14 protein-coding genes and 2 pseudogenes are annotated in these 18,119 nt (G+C 64.8%); 9 read left to right on the top strand and 7 right to left on the bottom strand.

Annotated elements, in window-relative coordinates; all coding sequences use genetic code 11:
* Positions 1 to 29: 29 nt before the first annotated feature.
* A pseudogene (locus IVA74_RS33545) lies at positions 30 to 931 on the bottom strand (DUF3362 domain-containing protein); the annotation flags it as partial.
* A gap of 142 nt (positions 932 to 1,073) precedes the next feature.
* Here IVA74_RS33545 and IVA74_RS33540 point away from each other — a divergent pair.
* The gene (locus tag IVA74_RS33540; protein ID WP_247351402.1) at positions 1,074 to 1,238 is read left to right on the top strand and encodes a hypothetical protein; all 165 of its coding nucleotides are present in this window, start codon (positions 1,074 to 1,076) and stop codon (positions 1,236 to 1,238) included.
* Positions 1,239 to 1,244: 6 nt separating this feature from the next.
* On the opposite strand, the gene IVA74_RS33535 is transcribed toward IVA74_RS33540, so the two are convergent.
* The gene (locus tag IVA74_RS33535) at positions 1,245 to 1,910 is read right to left on the bottom strand and encodes a GntR family transcriptional regulator (RefSeq protein WP_247351401.1); all 666 of its coding nucleotides are present in this window, start codon (positions 1,908 to 1,910) and stop codon (positions 1,245 to 1,247) included.
* 8 nt (positions 1,911 to 1,918) lie between these two features.
* On the bottom strand, positions 1,919 to 3,331 hold the full coding sequence (locus tag IVA74_RS33530) for an FAD-binding oxidoreductase (protein ID WP_247351399.1): 1,413 nt from the start codon (positions 3,329 to 3,331) through the stop codon (positions 1,919 to 1,921).
* A 180-nt stretch (positions 3,332 to 3,511) separates the two neighbouring features.
* On the opposite strand from IVA74_RS33530, the gene IVA74_RS33525 reads away from it, so the two are divergent.
* Both IVA74_RS33525 and IVA74_RS33520 read left to right on the top strand, forming a co-directional pair.
* The gene (locus IVA74_RS33525; RefSeq protein ID WP_247351397.1) at positions 3,512 to 4,396 is read left to right on the top strand and encodes a dihydrodipicolinate synthase family protein; all 885 of its coding nucleotides are present in this window, start codon (positions 3,512 to 3,514) and stop codon (positions 4,394 to 4,396) included.
* Between the two features lie 40 nt (positions 4,397 to 4,436).
* A pseudogene (locus IVA74_RS33520) lies at positions 4,437 to 4,949 on the top strand (PepSY-associated TM helix domain-containing protein); the annotation flags it as partial.
* Here IVA74_RS33520 and IVA74_RS33515 read toward each other — a convergent pair.
* A complete protein-coding gene (locus IVA74_RS33515; protein WP_247351394.1) occupies positions 4,895 to 5,734 on the bottom strand; it encodes a hypothetical protein in 840 nt (279 codons plus the stop codon). The pseudogene IVA74_RS33520 and the gene IVA74_RS33515 overlap by 55 nt on opposite strands.
* Before the next feature lie 13 nt (positions 5,735 to 5,747).
* On the opposite strand from IVA74_RS33515, the gene IVA74_RS33510 reads away from it, so the two are divergent.
* From IVA74_RS33510 to IVA74_RS33490, 5 genes are all read left to right on the top strand, one after another.
* The gene (locus tag IVA74_RS33510; protein WP_247351392.1) at positions 5,748 to 6,980 is read left to right on the top strand and encodes a rhodanese-like domain-containing protein; all 1,233 of its coding nucleotides are present in this window, start codon (positions 5,748 to 5,750) and stop codon (positions 6,978 to 6,980) included.
* Positions 6,981 to 7,079: 99 nt separating this feature from the next.
* On the top strand, positions 7,080 to 8,324 hold the full coding sequence (serA, locus tag IVA74_RS33505) for a phosphoglycerate dehydrogenase (protein ID WP_247351390.1): 1,245 nt from the start codon (positions 7,080 to 7,082) through the stop codon (positions 8,322 to 8,324).
* A gap of 128 nt (positions 8,325 to 8,452) precedes the next feature.
* On the top strand, positions 8,453 to 9,472 hold the full coding sequence (locus tag IVA74_RS33500; RefSeq protein WP_247351388.1) for a patatin-like phospholipase family protein: 1,020 nt from the start codon (positions 8,453 to 8,455) through the stop codon (positions 9,470 to 9,472).
* A 3-nt stretch (positions 9,473 to 9,475) separates the two neighbouring features.
* Positions 9,476 to 10,930, top strand: coding sequence for a GntP family permease (locus tag IVA74_RS33495; RefSeq protein ID WP_247351385.1), 1,455 nt, complete (start codon positions 9,476 to 9,478; stop codon positions 10,928 to 10,930).
* An 89-nt stretch (positions 10,931 to 11,019) separates the two neighbouring features.
* Positions 11,020 to 12,681 carry a tannase/feruloyl esterase family alpha/beta hydrolase gene (locus tag IVA74_RS33490; RefSeq protein WP_247351383.1) on the top strand — a complete coding sequence of 554 codons (1,662 nt, stop codon included), beginning with the start codon at positions 11,020 to 11,022 and terminating at the stop codon, positions 12,679 to 12,681.
* A gap of 33 nt (positions 12,682 to 12,714) precedes the next feature.
* Here the strand turns inward: IVA74_RS33490 and IVA74_RS33485 are convergent, their stop codons facing one another.
* The 3 genes from IVA74_RS33485 to IVA74_RS33475 form a co-directional block, all read right to left on the bottom strand.
* Positions 12,715 to 14,442 carry an ATP-dependent Clp protease adaptor ClpS gene (locus IVA74_RS33485; RefSeq protein ID WP_247351381.1) on the bottom strand — a complete coding sequence of 576 codons (1,728 nt, stop codon included), beginning with the start codon at positions 14,440 to 14,442 and terminating at the stop codon, positions 12,715 to 12,717.
* A 105-nt stretch (positions 14,443 to 14,547) separates the two neighbouring features.
* A complete protein-coding gene (locus IVA74_RS33480; protein ID WP_256467558.1) occupies positions 14,548 to 16,161 on the bottom strand; it encodes a DHA2 family efflux MFS transporter permease subunit in 1,614 nt (537 codons plus the stop codon).
* Positions 16,109 to 17,356, bottom strand: coding sequence for an HlyD family secretion protein (locus tag IVA74_RS33475; protein ID WP_247351379.1), 1,248 nt, complete (start codon positions 17,354 to 17,356; stop codon positions 16,109 to 16,111). Before IVA74_RS33475 ends, IVA74_RS33480 begins: the two co-directional genes overlap by 53 nt.
* A gap of 142 nt (positions 17,357 to 17,498) precedes the next feature.
* Between IVA74_RS33475 and IVA74_RS33470 the strand changes: the two genes are divergently transcribed.
* Positions 17,499 to 18,107 (top strand): TetR/AcrR family transcriptional regulator, encoded by a 609-nt coding sequence (locus IVA74_RS33470; protein ID WP_345946905.1) that lies wholly within the window; start codon positions 17,499 to 17,501, stop codon positions 18,105 to 18,107.
* The last annotated feature ends 12 nt before the right edge of the window (positions 18,108 to 18,119 follow it).

Here is an 18,119-nt window from a genome sequence, read left to right as displayed (position 1 = left end):
GCTGAAACCCGATCGCATCCTGCTTGCCGCTACTTCGTTATCCGCAGACCCTTGGTCGTAAACCGCTGCGCCTTGTCTCCGGGACGAACCGGCCGCCGTGTACCCGCGGCCTTGCCGGCGCCGGGCGGCTGGTGTGCTGGGACCAACTGCTCGGGGCGGGAGCCGATCAGATCGGTGCGGCCCATCTCTTTCAGGGCTTCACGCAGCACCGGCCAATTGTCGGGATCGTGGTAGCGAAGGCCTTGTGCAGGCGGCGCTGCCGCAGGCCCTTGATCGCCTCGACCTTGTCGCTGCCGCCGCGGCGCACGCCGCGCAGCGGGTTGACGCCGGTGTGGTACATCGCGGTTGCGGTCGCCATCGGCGAGGGCAGGAAGGTCTGCACTTGGTCGGCGCGATAGCGGTTCTTCTTGAGCCAGAGCGCGAGGTTCATCATGTCCTCGTCGGTCGTGCCGGGATGCGCCGCGATGAAATACGGGATCAGGTAATATTTCTTGCCGGCCTGTTCGGCCGCGGCATCGAACATCCGCTTGAACTGGTTGTAGGCGCCGATGCCCGGCTTCATTATCTTGTCGAGCGGGCCGCGCTCGGTATGTTCGGGCGCGATCTTCAGGTAGCCGCCGACGTGATGGGTGACGAGCTCCTTGATGTATTCGGGGCTCTCGACCGCGAGGTCGTAGCGCACGCCGGAGGCGACCATCACCTTCTTGATGCCCTTGGTCTCGCGCACCTTGCGATAGAGCCGGATCAGATCGTCATGCGAGGTGTTGAGGTTCGGGCAGATCTCGGGGAAGACGCAGGACGGCCGCCGGCACGCCGCCTCGACCTTCGGATCCTTGCACGCCATCCGGTACATGTTGGCGGTGGGACCGCCGATGTCGGAGATGACGCCGGTGAAGCCGGGCGTCTTGTCGCGGATCTTCTCGATCTGACGGCGGGCGTGAAGCAGTCGCGGCCTTCGGTTCCAATGGATGTGTTGTGGTTCAATCGCAGGAACCATCCGTCTCAACGAACATTCTGATGCAGGGTTTGCGCCGGGCCCGGTTCGCGCGCGCTCTCTGGCGGATGGGGAACTCGTGAGTACAGTCATAGAGAACTTGCTGTTGCGAAAGCAAAAGCTCGTCGAGCAGCTCGAGAAGGCGCCGTCGGTCGAGGACCGCGACCAAATCGAGCATCAACTCGAACAGATCAACACCGCGCTGGAATTCCTGGACAGGCCTGGCTCGAAAGGCGCGCGATAGCAGCGCTCAGTCGACCTTCAGCGCTCTGGCGTAGACCAGGCCCGAATTGGTGACGTGCGTGGTCATTAGCGCTGCGAAGGAGGCGAACTCGCCGCGGGAAAACAAGTCGAGCAGCTTGCGATGCTCGTCGAAGGACGTGCGGGTGCGCACGTCGATCGGCGAGGTCAAATTGGTGCGCAGTGCGGCGACGCGGCCCGAGACGAGCTGATAGGATTCGGCGAGATAGCGGTTGCCGCAATGGGCGAACAGCCCTTCGTGAAAGGTGGCGTCGGCGCGGCCATAGGCGATATTGTCTTTGGCCGCAATCGCCGGCTCCATCGCCGCGATCGCCTCGCCCATCGTCGCGATCGCACCGTCGCGATCACAGTGGTAGGCGAGCTCGGCGGCCTTGGGCTCCAGCGCAATACGGAAGGTGCAGAGCGCAGTGATGTCCTCGGCGCTCGGTGTGAACACGAAACTGCCGACCTGCGGCCGGATCACGACGAGGCCCTGCGCCTGCAGCTGGCCCATCGCCTCGCGCACTGGCGTGCGGCTGACGCCGAAGGAGTTTGCCACCATCTCCTCGGAGATCGCGGCGCCGAGCGCGAACTCGCCGTCGATGATAGCCTGACGCAGCCGCTGCATCACCCGCTGGGACAGCGATTTCGGCGCATCAAGCTTCATCGATCGCATAGGCTCCCTCAGATCACCTTGCCGGGATTGAGCAGATGGTCGGGATCGAGCGCGGCCTTCAGCGTCCGCATCAGCGCGATCTCGGCCTCGCTCCGGGCATGCCCCAGCCACTTCTTCTTCAGCGTGCCGATGCCGTGCTCGGCGGAGACGCTGCCGCCCATCTCGCGCACGAGACCGTAGATGATCGCGTCCATCGCTTCCTTCGGCTGCTGCTCGACGGCAAGGCCGGTCACCCAGGAGACGAGATGCAGATTGCCGTCGCCGATATGGCCGTAATAGACGCTCTCGCATCCCTCGATGCTGTCAGCCAGCGCGGCCTTGCAGCGCGTGACGAACTCGTCCATCCGCGCCACCGCAAGCCCGATGTCGTAGGAGATGTGCGGCCCCAGCACCTGGCCGAACTCGGCGCAGATGTCGCGCACGCGCCAGAAGCTTTGCGTCTGCGCCAGCGATTGCGCCACGGCGGCGTCGGCGAGCAGCCCGCGTTCCATCAGCTGTTCGAGCCAGTTCTGGAAGCGCGGCGCGTCGACGCTCTCGTCGGTGCCTTGCGCTTCCACCAGCACGTAGAGGCCGTGGCGTGCGGCGACCGGCGGCTTGACGCCGGCGCGATTCGTGATCACGTCCCAGTAATCCGGCCACATCACCTCGAACGCCGACAGCAGCGGGCCGAGCCCGCTGCGCGCGGCGCCGAGCAGCGCAATCACGGCGGCATAGTCCTTGAGCGCGCAGAGCGCGGCCATGGTCGAGCGCGGTTTTGGAAACAGCCGCAGCACCACGCGGGTGATGATGCCGAGCGTGCCTTCCGAGCCGATAAACAGATGTTTCAGATCGTAGCCGGCATTGTTCTTCATCAGCTTGTTGAGGCTGGTGATGATGGTGCCGTCGGGCAGCACGACTTCGAGCCCGAGCACGAGCTCGCGCGTCATGCCGTAGCGGATCACGCGATTGCCGCCGGCATTGGTCGAGAGGTTGCCGCCGATCGCGCAGGAGCCGCGCGAGCCGAGGTCGAGCGGAAAGAAAAACCCGGCTTCGTCGGCGGCCTTCTGGATCGTCTCCAGCGGCGTGCCTGATTTCACCGTCATCGTCATCGACGCATGATCGATCTCCTCGATGCCGCTCATGCGCTCCAGCGAGATCGCGACCCAACCTGCTTCCGGCGATGCGCCGCGGCACAGCCCGGTCAATCCGCCCTGCGGCACGAACGGCAGATGCGCCTGCCGGCAGGTCGCGATCGCATCCGCAACGCCTTGCGCGTCGACCGGCCGGATCACTGCGAGCGGCGTTTGCGGCAGGCTCGCGCTCCAGTCGTTGCAATTGCGGGCAGGCACGTCGGCGCCGACAAGCACGGCGGCGGCGCCGAGCTTGTCGCGCAACGCGACGAGCAAATGGTCGGGCCGCCCAATGGGGGTCACCATGTTCATGCGAGACCTCCTCGGAATCTGGCTGCGTCTCACGCGCGCCGGGATGGCGGAAAAGATTTGCGCCTTTCTTGTATGTAAGGTACAAGACGAAAAGTAAAGCAAAAACAAGGCTCGGGAAGCCCTCCTCAGATCCTTCGAGATCCGAGGCTTGGTCCGAAGCCGCAGCAACAGGTGGGTGTGATGACGGAGGCAATTCGCGGGTTCTGGGTAGCGTCAGCGACGCCGCTGGCAACCGACGGCAGCGTGGACTCCGCAAAGCTCGCCGCTCACGCCAAGCAACTCTTCGGCAAGGGCGTCGATGGCGTCGTGCTGTTCGGCACCACCGGCGAGGGCACCTCCTTCAGTGTCGCCGAGCGCGTCGCGACCATCGAGGCCGTGCTCAAGGCCGGGGTGGCGCCGGAACGAATTGGAATCGGCGGCGGCTTCCCCGCGATCAGCGACAGCATCGCGCTGACGCGCGCCGTGCTCGGTCTCGGCCTGCGCCACGTGTTGTTGTTGCCGCCTTACTTCGACCGTAGCGTCAGCCCTGAAGGCATCGAAGATGCCTTTGCGGCGGTCCTCGACGGCGTCGCCGACGATCGCCTGCGTGCCTACCTCTATCATATCCCGCAGATCTCGGGTGTTGCGATCCCGACCAGCGTCGCCGCGAATTTGCGCAAGCGCTACGGCAAGATGGTTGCTGGGCTGAAAGACTCCAGCGGCGACTTCAAGCAGTTCCAGGCATTCCGTGCCGCCGCCCCCGAGCTCGCCATCACCGTCGGCAACGAGGTTGACATCACCCGCGCGATCGCCGCCGGCGGCGCCGGCACCATCTGCGGCATGGCCAACATCGCGCCGGAGCTGGTCAAGGCAATGGTCGACGGCAAGGATGTCGAAGCGCGCATGCAGGCCGCCGTCGACATCGTGGTGAAATCCCCATCCTTCCTCACGACGCTGAAAGCCATCCTCGCGGCACAGACGGGCGATGCGAGCTGGCTGCGCGTGCGGCCGCCGCTCCGGGCCTTGTCCGACGGCACCGCGCTCAAGCGGAAGCTCGACGAGCTGATGGTTCCCGCCACCGCGTGAGATCGCGCAAAACCGCGAGACGTTGCCGCGAATTCGCGCGCTGGCGACCGACCCGTCCGCCGCGGTGCATGTGCGCTTCGCTCGCGACGAGCAGGGCGCGCGGCCGTCCTCGCTCTATGTTGATCCCTACGACGCGCGCGTGTTGGGCGCGCCGCGCGGCGAGGAATTTTTTGCCACCGTGCGCAGGCTGCACCGCTGGCTGCTGATTCCCGGCGACGCCAAGGGCTGGGAGCGTCAGATCACCGGCGTGGCCGCGAATTCCGCGTCGATGCCGTCACCGGCCAAATTCGTTTTCGCGGAATGCTACGCCGACAAGACGTTCGGCGAGAAGATCATCGCGAACTTGCTCGACATCCATCGCGGCGCATTTCTGGGCTGGCCCGGCAAGCTCGCGTTCATGCTCGCGGCTGCGCTGATGCCGCAGTTCGCGGTCACCGGCGTCCTGCTCTATCTGTCGCGCCGCAGGCTGCGGCGCCGGGATGACCCGCCGTCCTCATGTCATTTCGCCTGCATGCGCCGTTCGTCGATGACGACGTCCGTGTTGATGGCGTAGACGAAGCAGCCGCCATCTCGGCCATTCCGCGCGGGATCGCTGTTACATTTCGCCAGCGCAGAGGTTTGAGCGTCCTTCAGGCTGGGATCCCCTGCCGAGATGAACAGCTTGCCCCAAGGATGGATCGCGATCGCCTTGGGCTCCATGGCCTTGTCGTAGTTCTGCACGTCAGGGCGCTGCCGCGTGATCCGCCGGATGATCGGAATCTGCGACAAGTCGTACTTACCTGCATAGTGCAGCCGCGGCATGTCTTTCGACATCATCTCGCCCTCCACAACGATCTCCTCATTCACAGCCAGCAGAGCGCATGGCTTGCCGTAGCGCAGCTGACACGCTTCAAGCGAACGGTCGCCGGTGACAGACGCGTCTTCATGCTCGCAGGAACGAAAATAGCTTGCACCGACAAGCTCTACTGCTTGTCCCTTGTTGGACTTACAGGCGACGTAGTCCTTGATCAGCGTATCGCGAGAGGTACTCAAAGCGGGGGTTGCCGCCGCGATAATCGCAGCCATCGCTCGTTCGAATTGTGATTTTCGCTCTGCATCGGTCAATGTCGCCATCGCCATGCTTGGCAGCACGAGGAAGGTTATCAGGAATTTCGTGATTCTCATCTTGCGCCCCCCAGCCTGAGGCAGAACTGTAGCCCGTCTGATCCTGCAGAAAAAACGATTCTTTGTGCGGACGACTGGGATTTGCGGCATTGCCAGGCAGGGACAGTATGCCTCGATTGTGCTGGTCAATCGGGCGCCGATCGGCCAAAAACGCTCCTGTCCGAAACCCTCCATGGTTAGCCGCCCCATGACGATCCCGACCGTCACTCCCGCCGATATCCGCCGCGCGCTGCTCCTGCGCGAGGAAATCGCGCTGCTCGATCTCAGGCATGAGGCTGGTTTCGCCACCGGTCATCCGCTGTTCGCCGCCAACATGGCCGCGGACCGGATCGCGGTCGAAGCCGAGGTGAAGCTGCCGCGTAAAAATGTGCCGATCGTGCTCTATGATGACGGGGAGGGGCTCGTCGCGCCCGGCGCCGAACGGCTTGCCGCACTCGGCTATACCAATATTTGTGCGCTCGATGGCGGGCTGAAGGCCTGGCGCGCTGCGGGTTATCAAGTATTCGAGGACGTCAACTCCTACTCCAAGGCCTTTGGCGAGCTGGTCGAATCGCGCAGGCACACGCCCTCGTTCAGTGCCGACGAGGTGGCAAAACTCATCGCGGACAAGGCCAACATCGCCATCCTCGACGTTCGCCGCTTCGACGAATATGCCACCATGAACATTCCGGGCTCGGTCAGCGTGCCCGGCGCGGAGCTGGTGCTACGGGCGGGCCAGGCCGCGCCTGATGCCGAGACCACCATCATCGTCAATTGCGCCGGCCGCACCCGCTCGATCATCGGCACGCAATCGCTGATCAATGCCGGCGTGCCGAACAAGGTCCGCGCGCTCCGCAATGGCACCATCGGCTGGACCTTGGCGCGGCATACGCTCGACCACGGTGCCGACCGGCGCGGCGCGATCGGCCCATTCGAAAGCGGCCCGGCCAATGCACGCGATGTCGCCTATCGCGCCGGTGTCCGCCATATCGGCGCGCGCGAGATGGCTGCGCTTGTCGCGCAGACCGATCGCACGCTCTATCGCTTCGACGTGCGCGACGCGGAAGAATATGCCGCTGGCCATCTTCCGGGCTTCCGCCACTATCCCGGCGGCCAGCTCGTCCAGGAAACCGATATGGCGGCGCCGGTGCGCGGCGCGCACATTGTTCTGACCGACGACAAGAGCGTCCGCGCCGACATGACGGCGTCCTGGCTCGCGCAGATGGGCTGGGAGGTCTATGTGCGGGAAGGCGGCTATGACGGCGCGCTCGAAATCGGCCCGCCGCGCGTCCTGCCCAAGCCCGATCCCGCCCACCGCTACCGCCGCCCCTATGAAGGCACCGGCGTCGACGAGCGTGCGATGCAGGCCTATCTCGAATGGGAATACGGCCTGGTCGAACAACTGCGTCTTGACGGAACGCACGGGTTTTACGTCATCTGACGACCGCACCGCCATCTTCTCCCCGTATCCAAACCCTATTGTGCTGCGCATCCCCCGCGGTCTATGAGCTGCGGCAAAGCTGTGACCCACGGAGATTTCATGCCAGCCCCAGGCCAAAGCCCTGAGCGGAACGCGAAGGCGCTGCTGCTCGAAGGCGTCAACGACAGCGCCGTGGACCTGTTCAGAACTGCGGGTTTCACCAATGTCGAGCGCCTGACCAAGGCGCTGGACGGCGAAGATTTGCGGCGGGCGCTCAAGGGCGTGTCGCTGCTCGGCATCCGCTCGCGCACCCAGATCACCGATGAGGTGCTCGCGGCGGCCGACCAGCTTCTCGCCGTCGGCTGCTTCAGCGTCGGCACCAACCAGGTCGATCTGCTGGCGGCGCGCAAGCGCGGCATTCCCGTGTTCAACGCGCCGTTCTCCAACACGCGCAGCGTCGCCGAGCTCGTGATCGGCGAGATCGTGATGCTGCTTCGGCGCATCTTCCCGCGCTCGGTGTCGGCGCATGAGGGCGGCTGGGACAAGTCGGCGACCGGCAGCCGCGAGGTACGCGGCCGCACCCTCGGCATTATCGGTTACGGCAACATCGGCTCGCAGCTCTCGACGCTGGCCGAGGCGATCGGCATGCGCGTGATCTATTTCGACCGCACCGACAAGCTCCGTCACGGCAACACCGAACCGGTCGAGAAGCTGGAAGAGCTGCTGGCGCAGAGCGACGTCGTCAGCCTGCACGTGCCGGAGACGCCGGAGACATCAGGCATGATCGGCGAGAAGGAGCTGCGGGCGATGAAGCCCGGCTCCCTCCTGATCAACAACAGCCGCGGCACCGTCGTCGATCTCGAAGCACTGGCGGCGGCCCTGCGCGATGGCCATCTCGCCGGCGCCGCCATCGACGTGTTTCCGGTCGAGCCGTCCTCGAATTCAGACCGCTTCAAGAGCCCGGTGCAGGGCCTCGGCAACGTCATCCTCACCCCGCATATCGGCGGCTCGACCGAGGAGGCGCAGGAGCGCATCGGCGGCGAGGTGGCGCGCAAGCTGGTCGATTTTTTCATCACCGGCTCGACCACGGGGGCGGTGAATTTCCCGGAGGTGCAGCTGCATTTGCGGCCCTCCGGCGCGCGCTTCAGCCACGTCCATCGCAACGTGCCGGGCATGCTGCGCCGGCTGAACGAGGTCTTCCTCCAGCGCGACATCAACATCGCCGCGCAATATCTGGAGACCGCCGGCGACCTCGGTTACGTCGTGCTCGATGCCGACCTCGGCGGCCAGGATTCAGGCGCGCTGCTGGAGCAGATCCGCGCCCTCGACGGCACGGTCGGCGCGCGGCTGGTGTTCGAGCACTAGGCCAGGTCGCGGGAGGTCCCACGTTCCAGTTGCATCTCGCAGCAAAAGCTCCCTACAGTACGCCATTGGTGTTCGACGACGTGTGACAAATCGCGTCGAATTTGAGTTTCAGTTGCGTGAGTGCCGCCATGGAACGGGACGCCGTACTGATCGATCTCGCGCTTCAAGGCGGCGGTTCGCACGGCGCGTTCGCCTGGGGCGTGCTCGACCGTCTCCTGGAAGAAAAGTGGCTCACCATCGCCGCGATCTCCGGGACATCGGCGGGCGCGATGAATGCGGCCGTGCTGGCGGATGGCTGGATCGCGGGTGGCGCCGAGGGCGCGCGCGACGCGCTCGAAAGATACTGGCGCCGCGTTTCGAAGGCCGCGGCCTTCAGTCCGCTCCAGCGCTCGCCGCTCGACCGGCTGATGGGGCGCTGGACGCTCGACACGTCGCCCTTCTACATCCTGACCGACCTGATGTCGCGGGTGCTGTCGCCCTACGATCTCAATCCGACCGGTTACAATCCGCTGCGCGCAGTGCTGGCCGAGAGCATCGATTTCGAGCGGCTCGCGAGCTCACCCATCAAGCTGTTCATCACCGCGACGCGGGTGCGCACTGGGCGCGGACGCATCTTCCGCAACGCGGAGATCACGGCGGATGTGTTGCTGGCATCGGCCTGCCTGCCGACCATGTTCCGGGCGGTCGAGATCGACGGCGAGCCCTATTGGGACGGCGGCTATGTCGGCAACCCGACGATCACGCCGCTGGTGCGCGAGAGCGATGCGCACGACACCATCCTGGTGCAGATCAATCCGACTGAAACGTTCGAGGAGCCGCGGACGGCTGCGGAGATTCTCAACCGTCTGAACGAGATCTCGTTCAATTCGCCGCTGATGAAGGAGCTGCGCATGATCGCGCTGCTGCGCCAGGCGGCGGACCCCGGCAGCGGCGAGGGCGCGCGCTGGGCAAAGATGCGGACCCACCGCGTCAAGAGCGACATGCTGGCGAAGTTCGGGGCGTCGTCGAAGCTCAACGCGGAATGGGAGTTCGTCTCGATGCTGCGCGCCGAGGGACGTCTGGCGGCGCAGACGTTTCTCGACGAGCACGGCGCCGATATCGGCCAGCGTTCGACCGCCGATCTCGACGTCCTCCTGGCGGAGTGCTGAGGCGTGGGTCTTCTCGGTATTCTCGTCGGGCTCGGTCTGCTCGTCCTGTTTGCCTTCCGCGGCTGGAGCGTCCTGCTGCTCGCGCCGTTCGCTGCGCTCGTCGCGGCGCTGTTCGGCGGCGAGCCGCTGCTCGCGAACCTGACCCAGATCTTCATGGTGAATGCGGCGGGGTTTCTGGCGCAGTTCTTCCCGATCTTCCTGCTCGGCGCCGTCTTCGGCAAGTTGATGGACGACAGCGGCGCGGTGAGGTCCGTGGCGGGCTTCATGGCGCAATGCCTCGGCGAGCGACGCGTGATTCTCGCGGTCGTGCTGGCCGGCGCGCTTGTCACCTATGGCGGCGTGAGCCTGTTCGTCGCGTTCTTCGTCATCGTTCCGATGGCCCAGTCACTGTTCCGCGCGGCCGCGATTCCGCGCCGGCTGATTCCGGCCGCGATCGTGCTCGGGACGTCGACCTTCACCATGTCGGCCCTGCCGGGCACGCCGTCGATCCAGAACGCGATCCCGATGCCGTTCTTCGGCACCACGCCGTTTGCCGCGCCAGGCCTCGGTATCGTCGCGTCCCTCATCATGCTCGGCGCAGGCCTGTGGTGGCTGCAGCGAGCCGAGGCTGCGGCCCGCCGTGCCGGAGAAGGTTATGGCGAGGACGTGCGGGGCGCGGCCGAGCACGCCGCCGATGACGAGCTGGTCCGCGAGCGCGCGACGACCGCACGCGAGTTCGATCCGGCCGAGATCCGGCACGGTCGCCGCAGCGACGGGGCTGCTCCGGTGGCGAGCGCCATCCTGCCACTGGCAGTCGTCGTGGCCGTCAATCTCGTGATGTCACTCCTGGTGTTGCCGCGGCTCGATGTGTCGTATCTGAGCGAGCAGCGCTTCGGCGGAATATCGCTGGCCGCGGTCGCCGGCGTATGGTCGGTCAGTGTCGCACTTGGCGCGGCCATCGTCGCGACCATCGTGCTGAACTGGACCCGGCTTCCCTCGTTGCGGCAGACCATGGACGCCGGCGCCAATGCATCGGTCCTGCCCGCACTCAGCGTTGCAAGCCTCGTCGGATTCGGCGCGGTCATCGCGGCGCTGCCGGCTTTCGAAACGGTGCGCGACTGGGTGCTTGCGATCGAAGGCGGTCCGCTGGTCTCGCTCGCGGTCGCGACCAATATTCTCGCTGCGCTGACCGGCTCGGCGTCGGGCGGCCTGACCATCGCACTCGACGCTCTTGGCCCGACCTATGTCGACCTTGCCGCGCGCACCGGCGTCGACCTCTCGCTGATGCACCGCGTCGCGGTGATCGGCTCGGGGACGCTGGACATCCTGCCGCACAATGGTGCCGTGGTAAGCCTGCTCGCGATCTGTGGCCTGACCCATCGCGACAGCTATTTCGACATCGTGATGGTCGGCATCGTGACGTCGCTGCTGGCCCTGGTGGCCGTGATCGTTTTGGGCGGCGCGTTGGGATCGTTCTGAACGGAATTCTGGCATGAGCGATTGACGGAGGAGCGAAGGTTGCATTCAATGCGGCCAACTGTCGAACGCAACAGGCCGGGGTGAAAACGATGACGCGAGCGAGTGCGAAGCTGTGTGCATTGCTTGTAGGTACGGCAGCTGCGCTGGGCGCAAGCAGCGCGTCGGCAGCGACCATGGCCGAGGATGCAGACACGGTCTGCAAGGGCCTCGTCGGCGGGACCGATGCCGTGAAGATCGATTCCGCAACGTTGCAGGCGCCGTCGCAACTGGCCGTGGCCGAACGCGGCCCGACGCCGTCGGGGCGCGTCACGCCCGCCAATCCCGGCTTCTGCAAAGTGCTCGGCCATATCGATCCCACCGATCCCAAGGCGCCACCGATCAAGTTTCAGGTCAATCTTCCCGTCGAATGGAACGGCCGCTCGCTGCAATATGGCGGCGGCGGCTTCAACGGCGTGCTGATCACCGGTTTGACGTTGCCGCCGGCCTACCCCTTCGACAAGCCGTCGCCGCTGGCGCGCGGCTTCGTCACCTACGGCACCGATTCCGGACATGAGTCCAAGCCGGGCGAGCCGCCGCAGCTTTTTGCGCTCAACGACGAAGCCTTCGAGAATTTTGCGCACCGCGCTTACAAGAAGGTGCGGGACGTGGCCGTGGCGCTGATGGAGCGCGCCTACGGCAAAAGGCCTGAGAAGATATACTTTATGGGTTCGTCCGAAGGCGGCCGCGAAGGCCTGACGATGGCGCAGCGCTATCCCGACGACTTCGACGGCATTTTTGCCCGCGTGCCCGTCATCAATTGGGTCGGGCTGCAGCATGCCGGCACCCGTTCGGGTCTCGCGACCATGGGCGACGGCTGGATCAATCCGAAGCAGGTGAAGCTCGTGGGCGACGCCGTGCGGGCCGCTTGCGACAAGGCCGACGGCTCCGATGACGCGCTGGTGCAGGACCCCGTCGCCTGCAAGGCGGCGTTCAAGGTCGAGACCCTGCGCTGCACCAGCGGCAAGACGGGCGACCAGTGCCTCACCGACGCGCAGATCAAGGCGGTCGACACGCTGCATACGACCTACAAATTCCCGTTCGCGCTGGCCAACGGCCTCGACGATTATCCGGGCTGGGGCGTGTCGGGTGAGGACACGCCCGCGGTTGGCCCGACTGGCGGCTGGGTCGCGTGGTGGCTCGGCACGGCACCGCCCGCGCAACCGCCTGCGGCCAATAACGGCATCGCCTGGATCTACGGCGCCGGCGGGATTCAATATGTGTTCGCGCGCGATCCTAAGCTCGACGTGACGACGTATAAGCCCGAACAGCACAAGGCGCGGTTGCTCGAGGTCTCCAGCCTGATGGATTCCACCGATCCCGATCTCAGCCGCTTTCGCAGCCGCGGCGGCCGGCTGATCATGCTCGAGCACATGGCCGACTATGCGCAGAGCCCCTATGCCGGCATCCGCTATTTCGAGAGCGTCGAACGCAAGCTCGGCAAGGCCGAGACGGCGGAGTTCGCGCGGCTCTACACCGCGCCCGGCGTCGACCATGTCGGCTCCGGCGCGCCGGCCAATATCGACATGCTGAGCGCGCTGGTCGACTGGGTCGAGAAGGGCAAGGCGCCCGGCGACCTCGAAGTCGCCGAGCAGAAGGTCGAGGCACCGTCGTTTGCGACGCTTCGCGCGCTACCGCTGTGCCGCTGGCCGGCCTGGCCGCACTACAAGAGCGGCCCGGTGACGGAGGCGGCAAGCTTTACCTGCGCGCCGTGAGGTCGTGGGACGCCGACCGCGTTTGCGGCGGTCTCATCCCGCCGCCATCGCCTGTGCGCCTCCCAGCAACTGTGCATTCAGCCGCCCGCCGGAAAACAACATGTCGTCGAGCGCCTCGTCGATATCGGCGGAAATGACGGAGTTACCGCCATCGCGCGCGAGGCTCGCCTGCGCCAGCCGTCGCATCAACTCTTTGATAAAAGCGCAACTTGTACCCGCGCTGCGCCGGGCCGCCTCGGCGATAACCGCGTCGTCGAGCGGCAGTCCTCTGCCATAGAGACGGACCAGCTTGCCGCGGCCGGTCTCATCGGGGAGCGGCACTTCGATGGCCTGATCGATCCGACCTGGACGACCGGCGAGGGCGCCCTCCAGATCTTCCGGCCGGTTGGTGGTCAGGACGAACAGGATATCCGCGTCCTCTTTCAGCCCGTCCATTTCGTTGAGCAATTTGTTCAGCATGGATTCTTCGCACGGTCCCATGTCATCGCGATCGCGAGCGACGAGATCGACATCCTCGATCACGACCATCGACGGCTGGAGTAACCGTGCCAGGCTCATATAGGCCCCGAGAAGACCGATTTGTTCAGCGGTGATGATCAGCGTCGTATGCCCGGGCAAATGTGTTGCGAGGTAGCGGATCGTGTGGGTCTTGCCGGTGCCGGGCGGTCCGTAAAGCAGGATGCCCTTGCGTGTCGACTGGCCGAGCCGGCGCAATTGATCGCGGATGCCTACGAAATTCAACACATTGCGATCGAGCAGCCGCAGGGTCTGTTCCGGCAGGATCACCTCGTTACGCGCGACCTGCGGCAATCGGTGCACGGTTATGCCGCGCGAGCGCCCGCGATAATCGGAGTCGGCATCGAGCGACAGGATCTTGCCGCGGTAGGTCCGCGCGGCCTGTACGGCCTCTTCCAGTTCACTGAAGCATTGCTGGACGAGAGCCGAGCCTGCGGTGCCTGACGGCACCAGGATCTCGATCCGAATTCCCGGCTCCCGGCTGTACTCGCGGTGTGCGCAGAGCAAAACCGCATAGCGGAGATGATCCTGCTCGCACAGCCATAGTCCGTTATCCAGACACTTGACCTGGCTCTTCTCGCCGACGTCGACGTCGGAATATTGCAGCGGGGCAATCGCGAGCGCATTGCGGCCTTCACGGAGGAGCCGCGAAATCGATAGCGTCTCGTAGCGCTGTTCCTCGTTCAGCCCGAACAGTCGGGTCGCCTTGCTGAATAGTCTGTCGATCGCTGCCTGGACGTCCACGCGCATATGCCCGGGAAACTGGCGGATTGTGGTCACGAGCTTGCTGCGAGGGACGCTGGCAAAGTGCCAATCCAGCACGTCACAGGCGTATTCGAACTCCTTTTCCGGCTCTTGAGGCGTGCTCATGGTGTCTGCCGCGCGAATGCAGTCGCTGCACAGCCAGATCGTGCGGCTGCCGACGCGTACATCGGTCTGTCCCTCAGGCTTGCCGCAGAGCTCACAAGGAGTCTTGATCTCTTCAAGTGTGATCTTCAGGTGATGCTGGCCGAGCCAGACATATTGCTGTGCCGACTTGAAGAGCGCCTCTGCAACGGATTGCGGGTAAGGGCCGCAGGCGGCTTTTTCTTCGCGCTCGATCCGCGTCATCAACGCGGCCGCTTCGTGTTCCGACTTGCCAAAAACCTGGCGAAGCAGCCCGATGACAAACTCGTCCGGCGTGTCGTCGTCATTGTAAATCACGAGCTGAGCCGGCTCACGCTCGCCGCGCGCGTCGTTCGTCATGAAATAACCCCACCGCAACTAGAACTAGAATAGAACAAATAAAGAACATAGAAAAGAGCGACCGTCAAGCGCGACGGCCGCGTCAAAATGCCGATTTGCGCTTGCCTAATGCGCCGGCCCGCCAGCCGCCTTCACGCGCCGCGTCAGCAGCACCGCAATCGCGGCGAGCACCAGCACCACGCCGATCACGGCAAACGTGTCGGAATAACCCATCACCAGCGCCTGGCGCTTCACGGTCTTGCCGAGTGCGACGATGGCCTGCTCGCGCGCGGCGTTCGGATCGGGGACGCCGTGCGCCATGAAATACTCGGTCATCTGCGCGATCCGGGTGCGGACTTCCTCGCGGCCGAGCGTGACCGACTGGCCGATGATGTTGGAGTGGAATTGCTCGCGTTTGGTGATGATGGTGGCGAGCGTCGCCGTGCCGATCGCGCCGCCCAGGTTGCGGAACATGTTACTGATGCCGGAGGCCGCTGCCGCGTCCTGCGGTGCGATGCCGCCGGTCAAGACCGAGGTCAGCGGCGTCAGCACCATGGCTTGTCCCACGGCGCGCACGATGTTCGGGATCCAGAGCTGGTCGCCGGCATAGTCCGGGGACATCGCCGTGTTCATGAAGCAGCTGTAGGCGAAGATCAGAAGCCCGGTGATCGCGATATAACGCGTGTCGAAGCGCCGCATCAGTTTCGGGATCAGCGGGATCAGCACGAGTTGGGGCAGGCCGGTCCATGCCAGCACATTGCCGATCTGTTCGGCATTGTAGCCCTGCGCCTGGCCGAGATAGGCGGGCAGCATGTAGACCGAGCCGAACAACGCGAAGCCAACCATGGTCATGGCAACGGTACCGAAGCCAAAATTGCGTTGGGTCAGCAGGCGCAACCGGATCAGCGGCTTCTCGATCGTGAGCTCGATCGTGATGAACAGCGTGAGGCTGACGGCCGCGATCACCGCCAGCTTGATGATGAAGGGTGAGGAAAACCAGTCGTCCTTGTTGCCTTCCTCGAGCACGGCTTGTAGCGCCGACAGACCGATCGCCATGGTGACGATGCCGGCCCAGTCACCATCCTTCAGAAGGCCGAGCTGCATCTTCTGCCGCTCCAGCGTCAGATAGAGCGCGCTCACCATGACAGCGGTCGGGATCACGTTGACGAAGAAGATGGTGCGCCAGCCGTAGTTTTCCGTGAAATAGCCGCCGATGGTCGGACCGATCGCCGGCGCAAAGGTGACCGACAGCGCGAAGATCGCGAGCCCGACGGGCTGCTGCGGCTTCGGCAGCTTGGTCAGCACCAGCGTGAACGCCATCGGGATCAGCACGCCGCCGGCAAAGCCCTGCAAGCCGCGCATCGCGATCATCGACGGCAGATCGTGGGTGAAGGCACAGGCGACGGAGAACGCCGCAAACAGTACCGCGCTCGCCAGCATGTAGCGGCGGAACGAGAACACGCGGCTCAGATAGTCGGTCAGCGGGATCACGATGATCTCACCGATCAGATACGACGTCGAGATCCAGGAGCCGTTGTCGGCGCCGGTGCCGATGCCGCCCTCGATGTTGAGCAGCGAGGCGTTGGTGATCTGGATGTTCAGGATCGCCATGAACGAGCCGATCATGGCGGCAAGCACCGCGATCCAGGTCGCGGCACTCGCACGGTTGGGATCGGCGACCGGGCGATCAGACGTCGCGGCCGGTGTTGCTTGCGTCGAAAGTGAGAGGCTGTTTGACATGGCACGACCCTCCGGAGACGAGCTTCGCTTTGGGCGCGGCGGCGGCATTGGCGGTCGGCGCGGTCGAACGTGTTGCGATGGTCGGGATCACGGACATGCCGGGCCGGAGCGCGATTGCGGGCCCGTGCCGGGCGTCGAGCGCGATCTTGACGGGGATACGCTGCACCACTTTGGTGAAGTTGCCGGTGGCGTTGTCGGGCGGCAGCAGCGCGAACTCCTGGCCACTTGCGGGTGCGATGGAATCGACGTGACCGTGCACGACTTGGCCCGGGAACATGTCGATCTCGATATCGACGGCTTGTCCGGATTTCACGTCGGTGAGCTGCGTCTCCTTGAAATTGGCCACGACATAGGCGCCCTCGGCCGGCACGATCGCCATCAGCTGTGTGCCCGCCTGCACGAACTGGCCGACGCGCAAGGAGCGGTTGCCGACCACGCCTTCAATAGGCGAGACGATCGTGGTGTAGCCGAGATTGAGCTCGGCCTGGCGCTGGAGCGCGTCTGCGCGGACGGCCGCGGCCTTGGCCTGCAGGATCTCGGCCTTCAGGAGATCGACCTGCTTCAAGGCGGAGGTGAGATTGGCGATATCGCGCTGGATCGCCGCATCGGCGCCGGCGTCGCGCGCCTGCGCCTGCTGCGCGTTCTGCACGCTGCCAAAGCCCGTCGCCGCGAGATCGGTGTAGCGCTTGTTCTCCTGCTTGGCGAAAAGTTTCGCGGCATTGTCGACATCGATGGTCGCTCTCGCCGCTGCGATCACGGCCTGCTGCACGTCGAGCTGCGCTTCCTTGCTCGTCACTGTTGCATTGGCGGCAGCGACGTCGGCCTTGGCCTGGTCGAGTGCGACCTTGAAGTCGCGGTCGTCGATCCTCGCGAGTACCTGGCCGGCCTTCACATGCTCGTTATCGCCAATCAGGACGCGGTCGAGATAGCCGCTGACCTTCGGCGCGATGGTTGTGCTGTCGGCCTTCACATAGGCGTCATCGGTGGAGACAAGGAAGCGGCCGACCGTCCAATAATCGTAGCCGTACCAGCTTGCGCCGGCTAGCGCGGCAGCCGCCGCACCTGCCAGCAACAGCTTGCGAAGGTTCAGCTTTCTTGTGCGGGCGGGGGATTGCGTGGCGGGCAGAATGCCCTCCAATGCATCGCCTGGAATCACGACGGCTTCGGACTTGGACGGGTTGGTGTGCACGGTCATGGCCGGCTCCCCTGAATTAGGAAACTTGACGATTTCCAAAATAGAACTAGCTTTGGGGCTGTCAATGGAATGACAGGCATCATTCAAAAGCATGGCTCAGGCAAAACCATCAAGTGAATGCCGCCCGCGCGGGCGGCCGCAATTGCGCAGCGACGAGGAGACGAAGCAGATCGTCTTCGAGGCCGCCCGCCACGCCTTCGCCGTCGACGGCTATGCCGCGACCAGTACCGAAGAGCTGGCGCGTGGCGCCGGCATCTCGACCAAGACACTCTATCGGCTGTTTCCGGGCAAGGCCGTGCTGTTCGAGGCGATGTGCGCGGACCGGCTCGAGCGGTTGCTCTCTGCCGTCGATCTCCAGGCCAGCGACGAAGTCGACATTGAAGTCGGCCTGCGCGCCGCGCTGCTGGCCTGCGCCGATCTTGCGCTCGATCCAGAGGTCGTGGCGTTGCAGCGCATGGTGCTTCAGGAATCGGCCGCTTTCCCCGAACTCGCCGCCAATTTCTACAGGAACGGCATATCGCGAACCGCCGCTGCGCTCGCGCGCTGGCTCCGAGTCCAGGTCAAGAAGAAGCTCATCGCGCTCGACGACGTCGACGAGGCCGCCGGCATGCTGATCGGCATGGTCGCATCGGCGCCGCAACGCGCGGCGATCTATGGCGGCCTGCCTCTGCCGTCACGCAAGCAGATCGAGCGTCGGGTGCAGACCTGCGCGGTTCTGTTCCTCGGCGGCTGCCGCGCAGCGGCGGCCTAGCAAGTCCTTTTG

Origin of the sequence: Bradyrhizobium sp. 132 (assembly GCF_023074185.1) — a bacterium.
GTDB lineage: Bacteria > Pseudomonadota > Alphaproteobacteria > Rhizobiales > Xanthobacteraceae > Bradyrhizobium.
The sequence above is the reverse complement of the archived record's forward strand: the minus strand, read 5'-3'. Positions and strand labels throughout refer to the sequence as shown.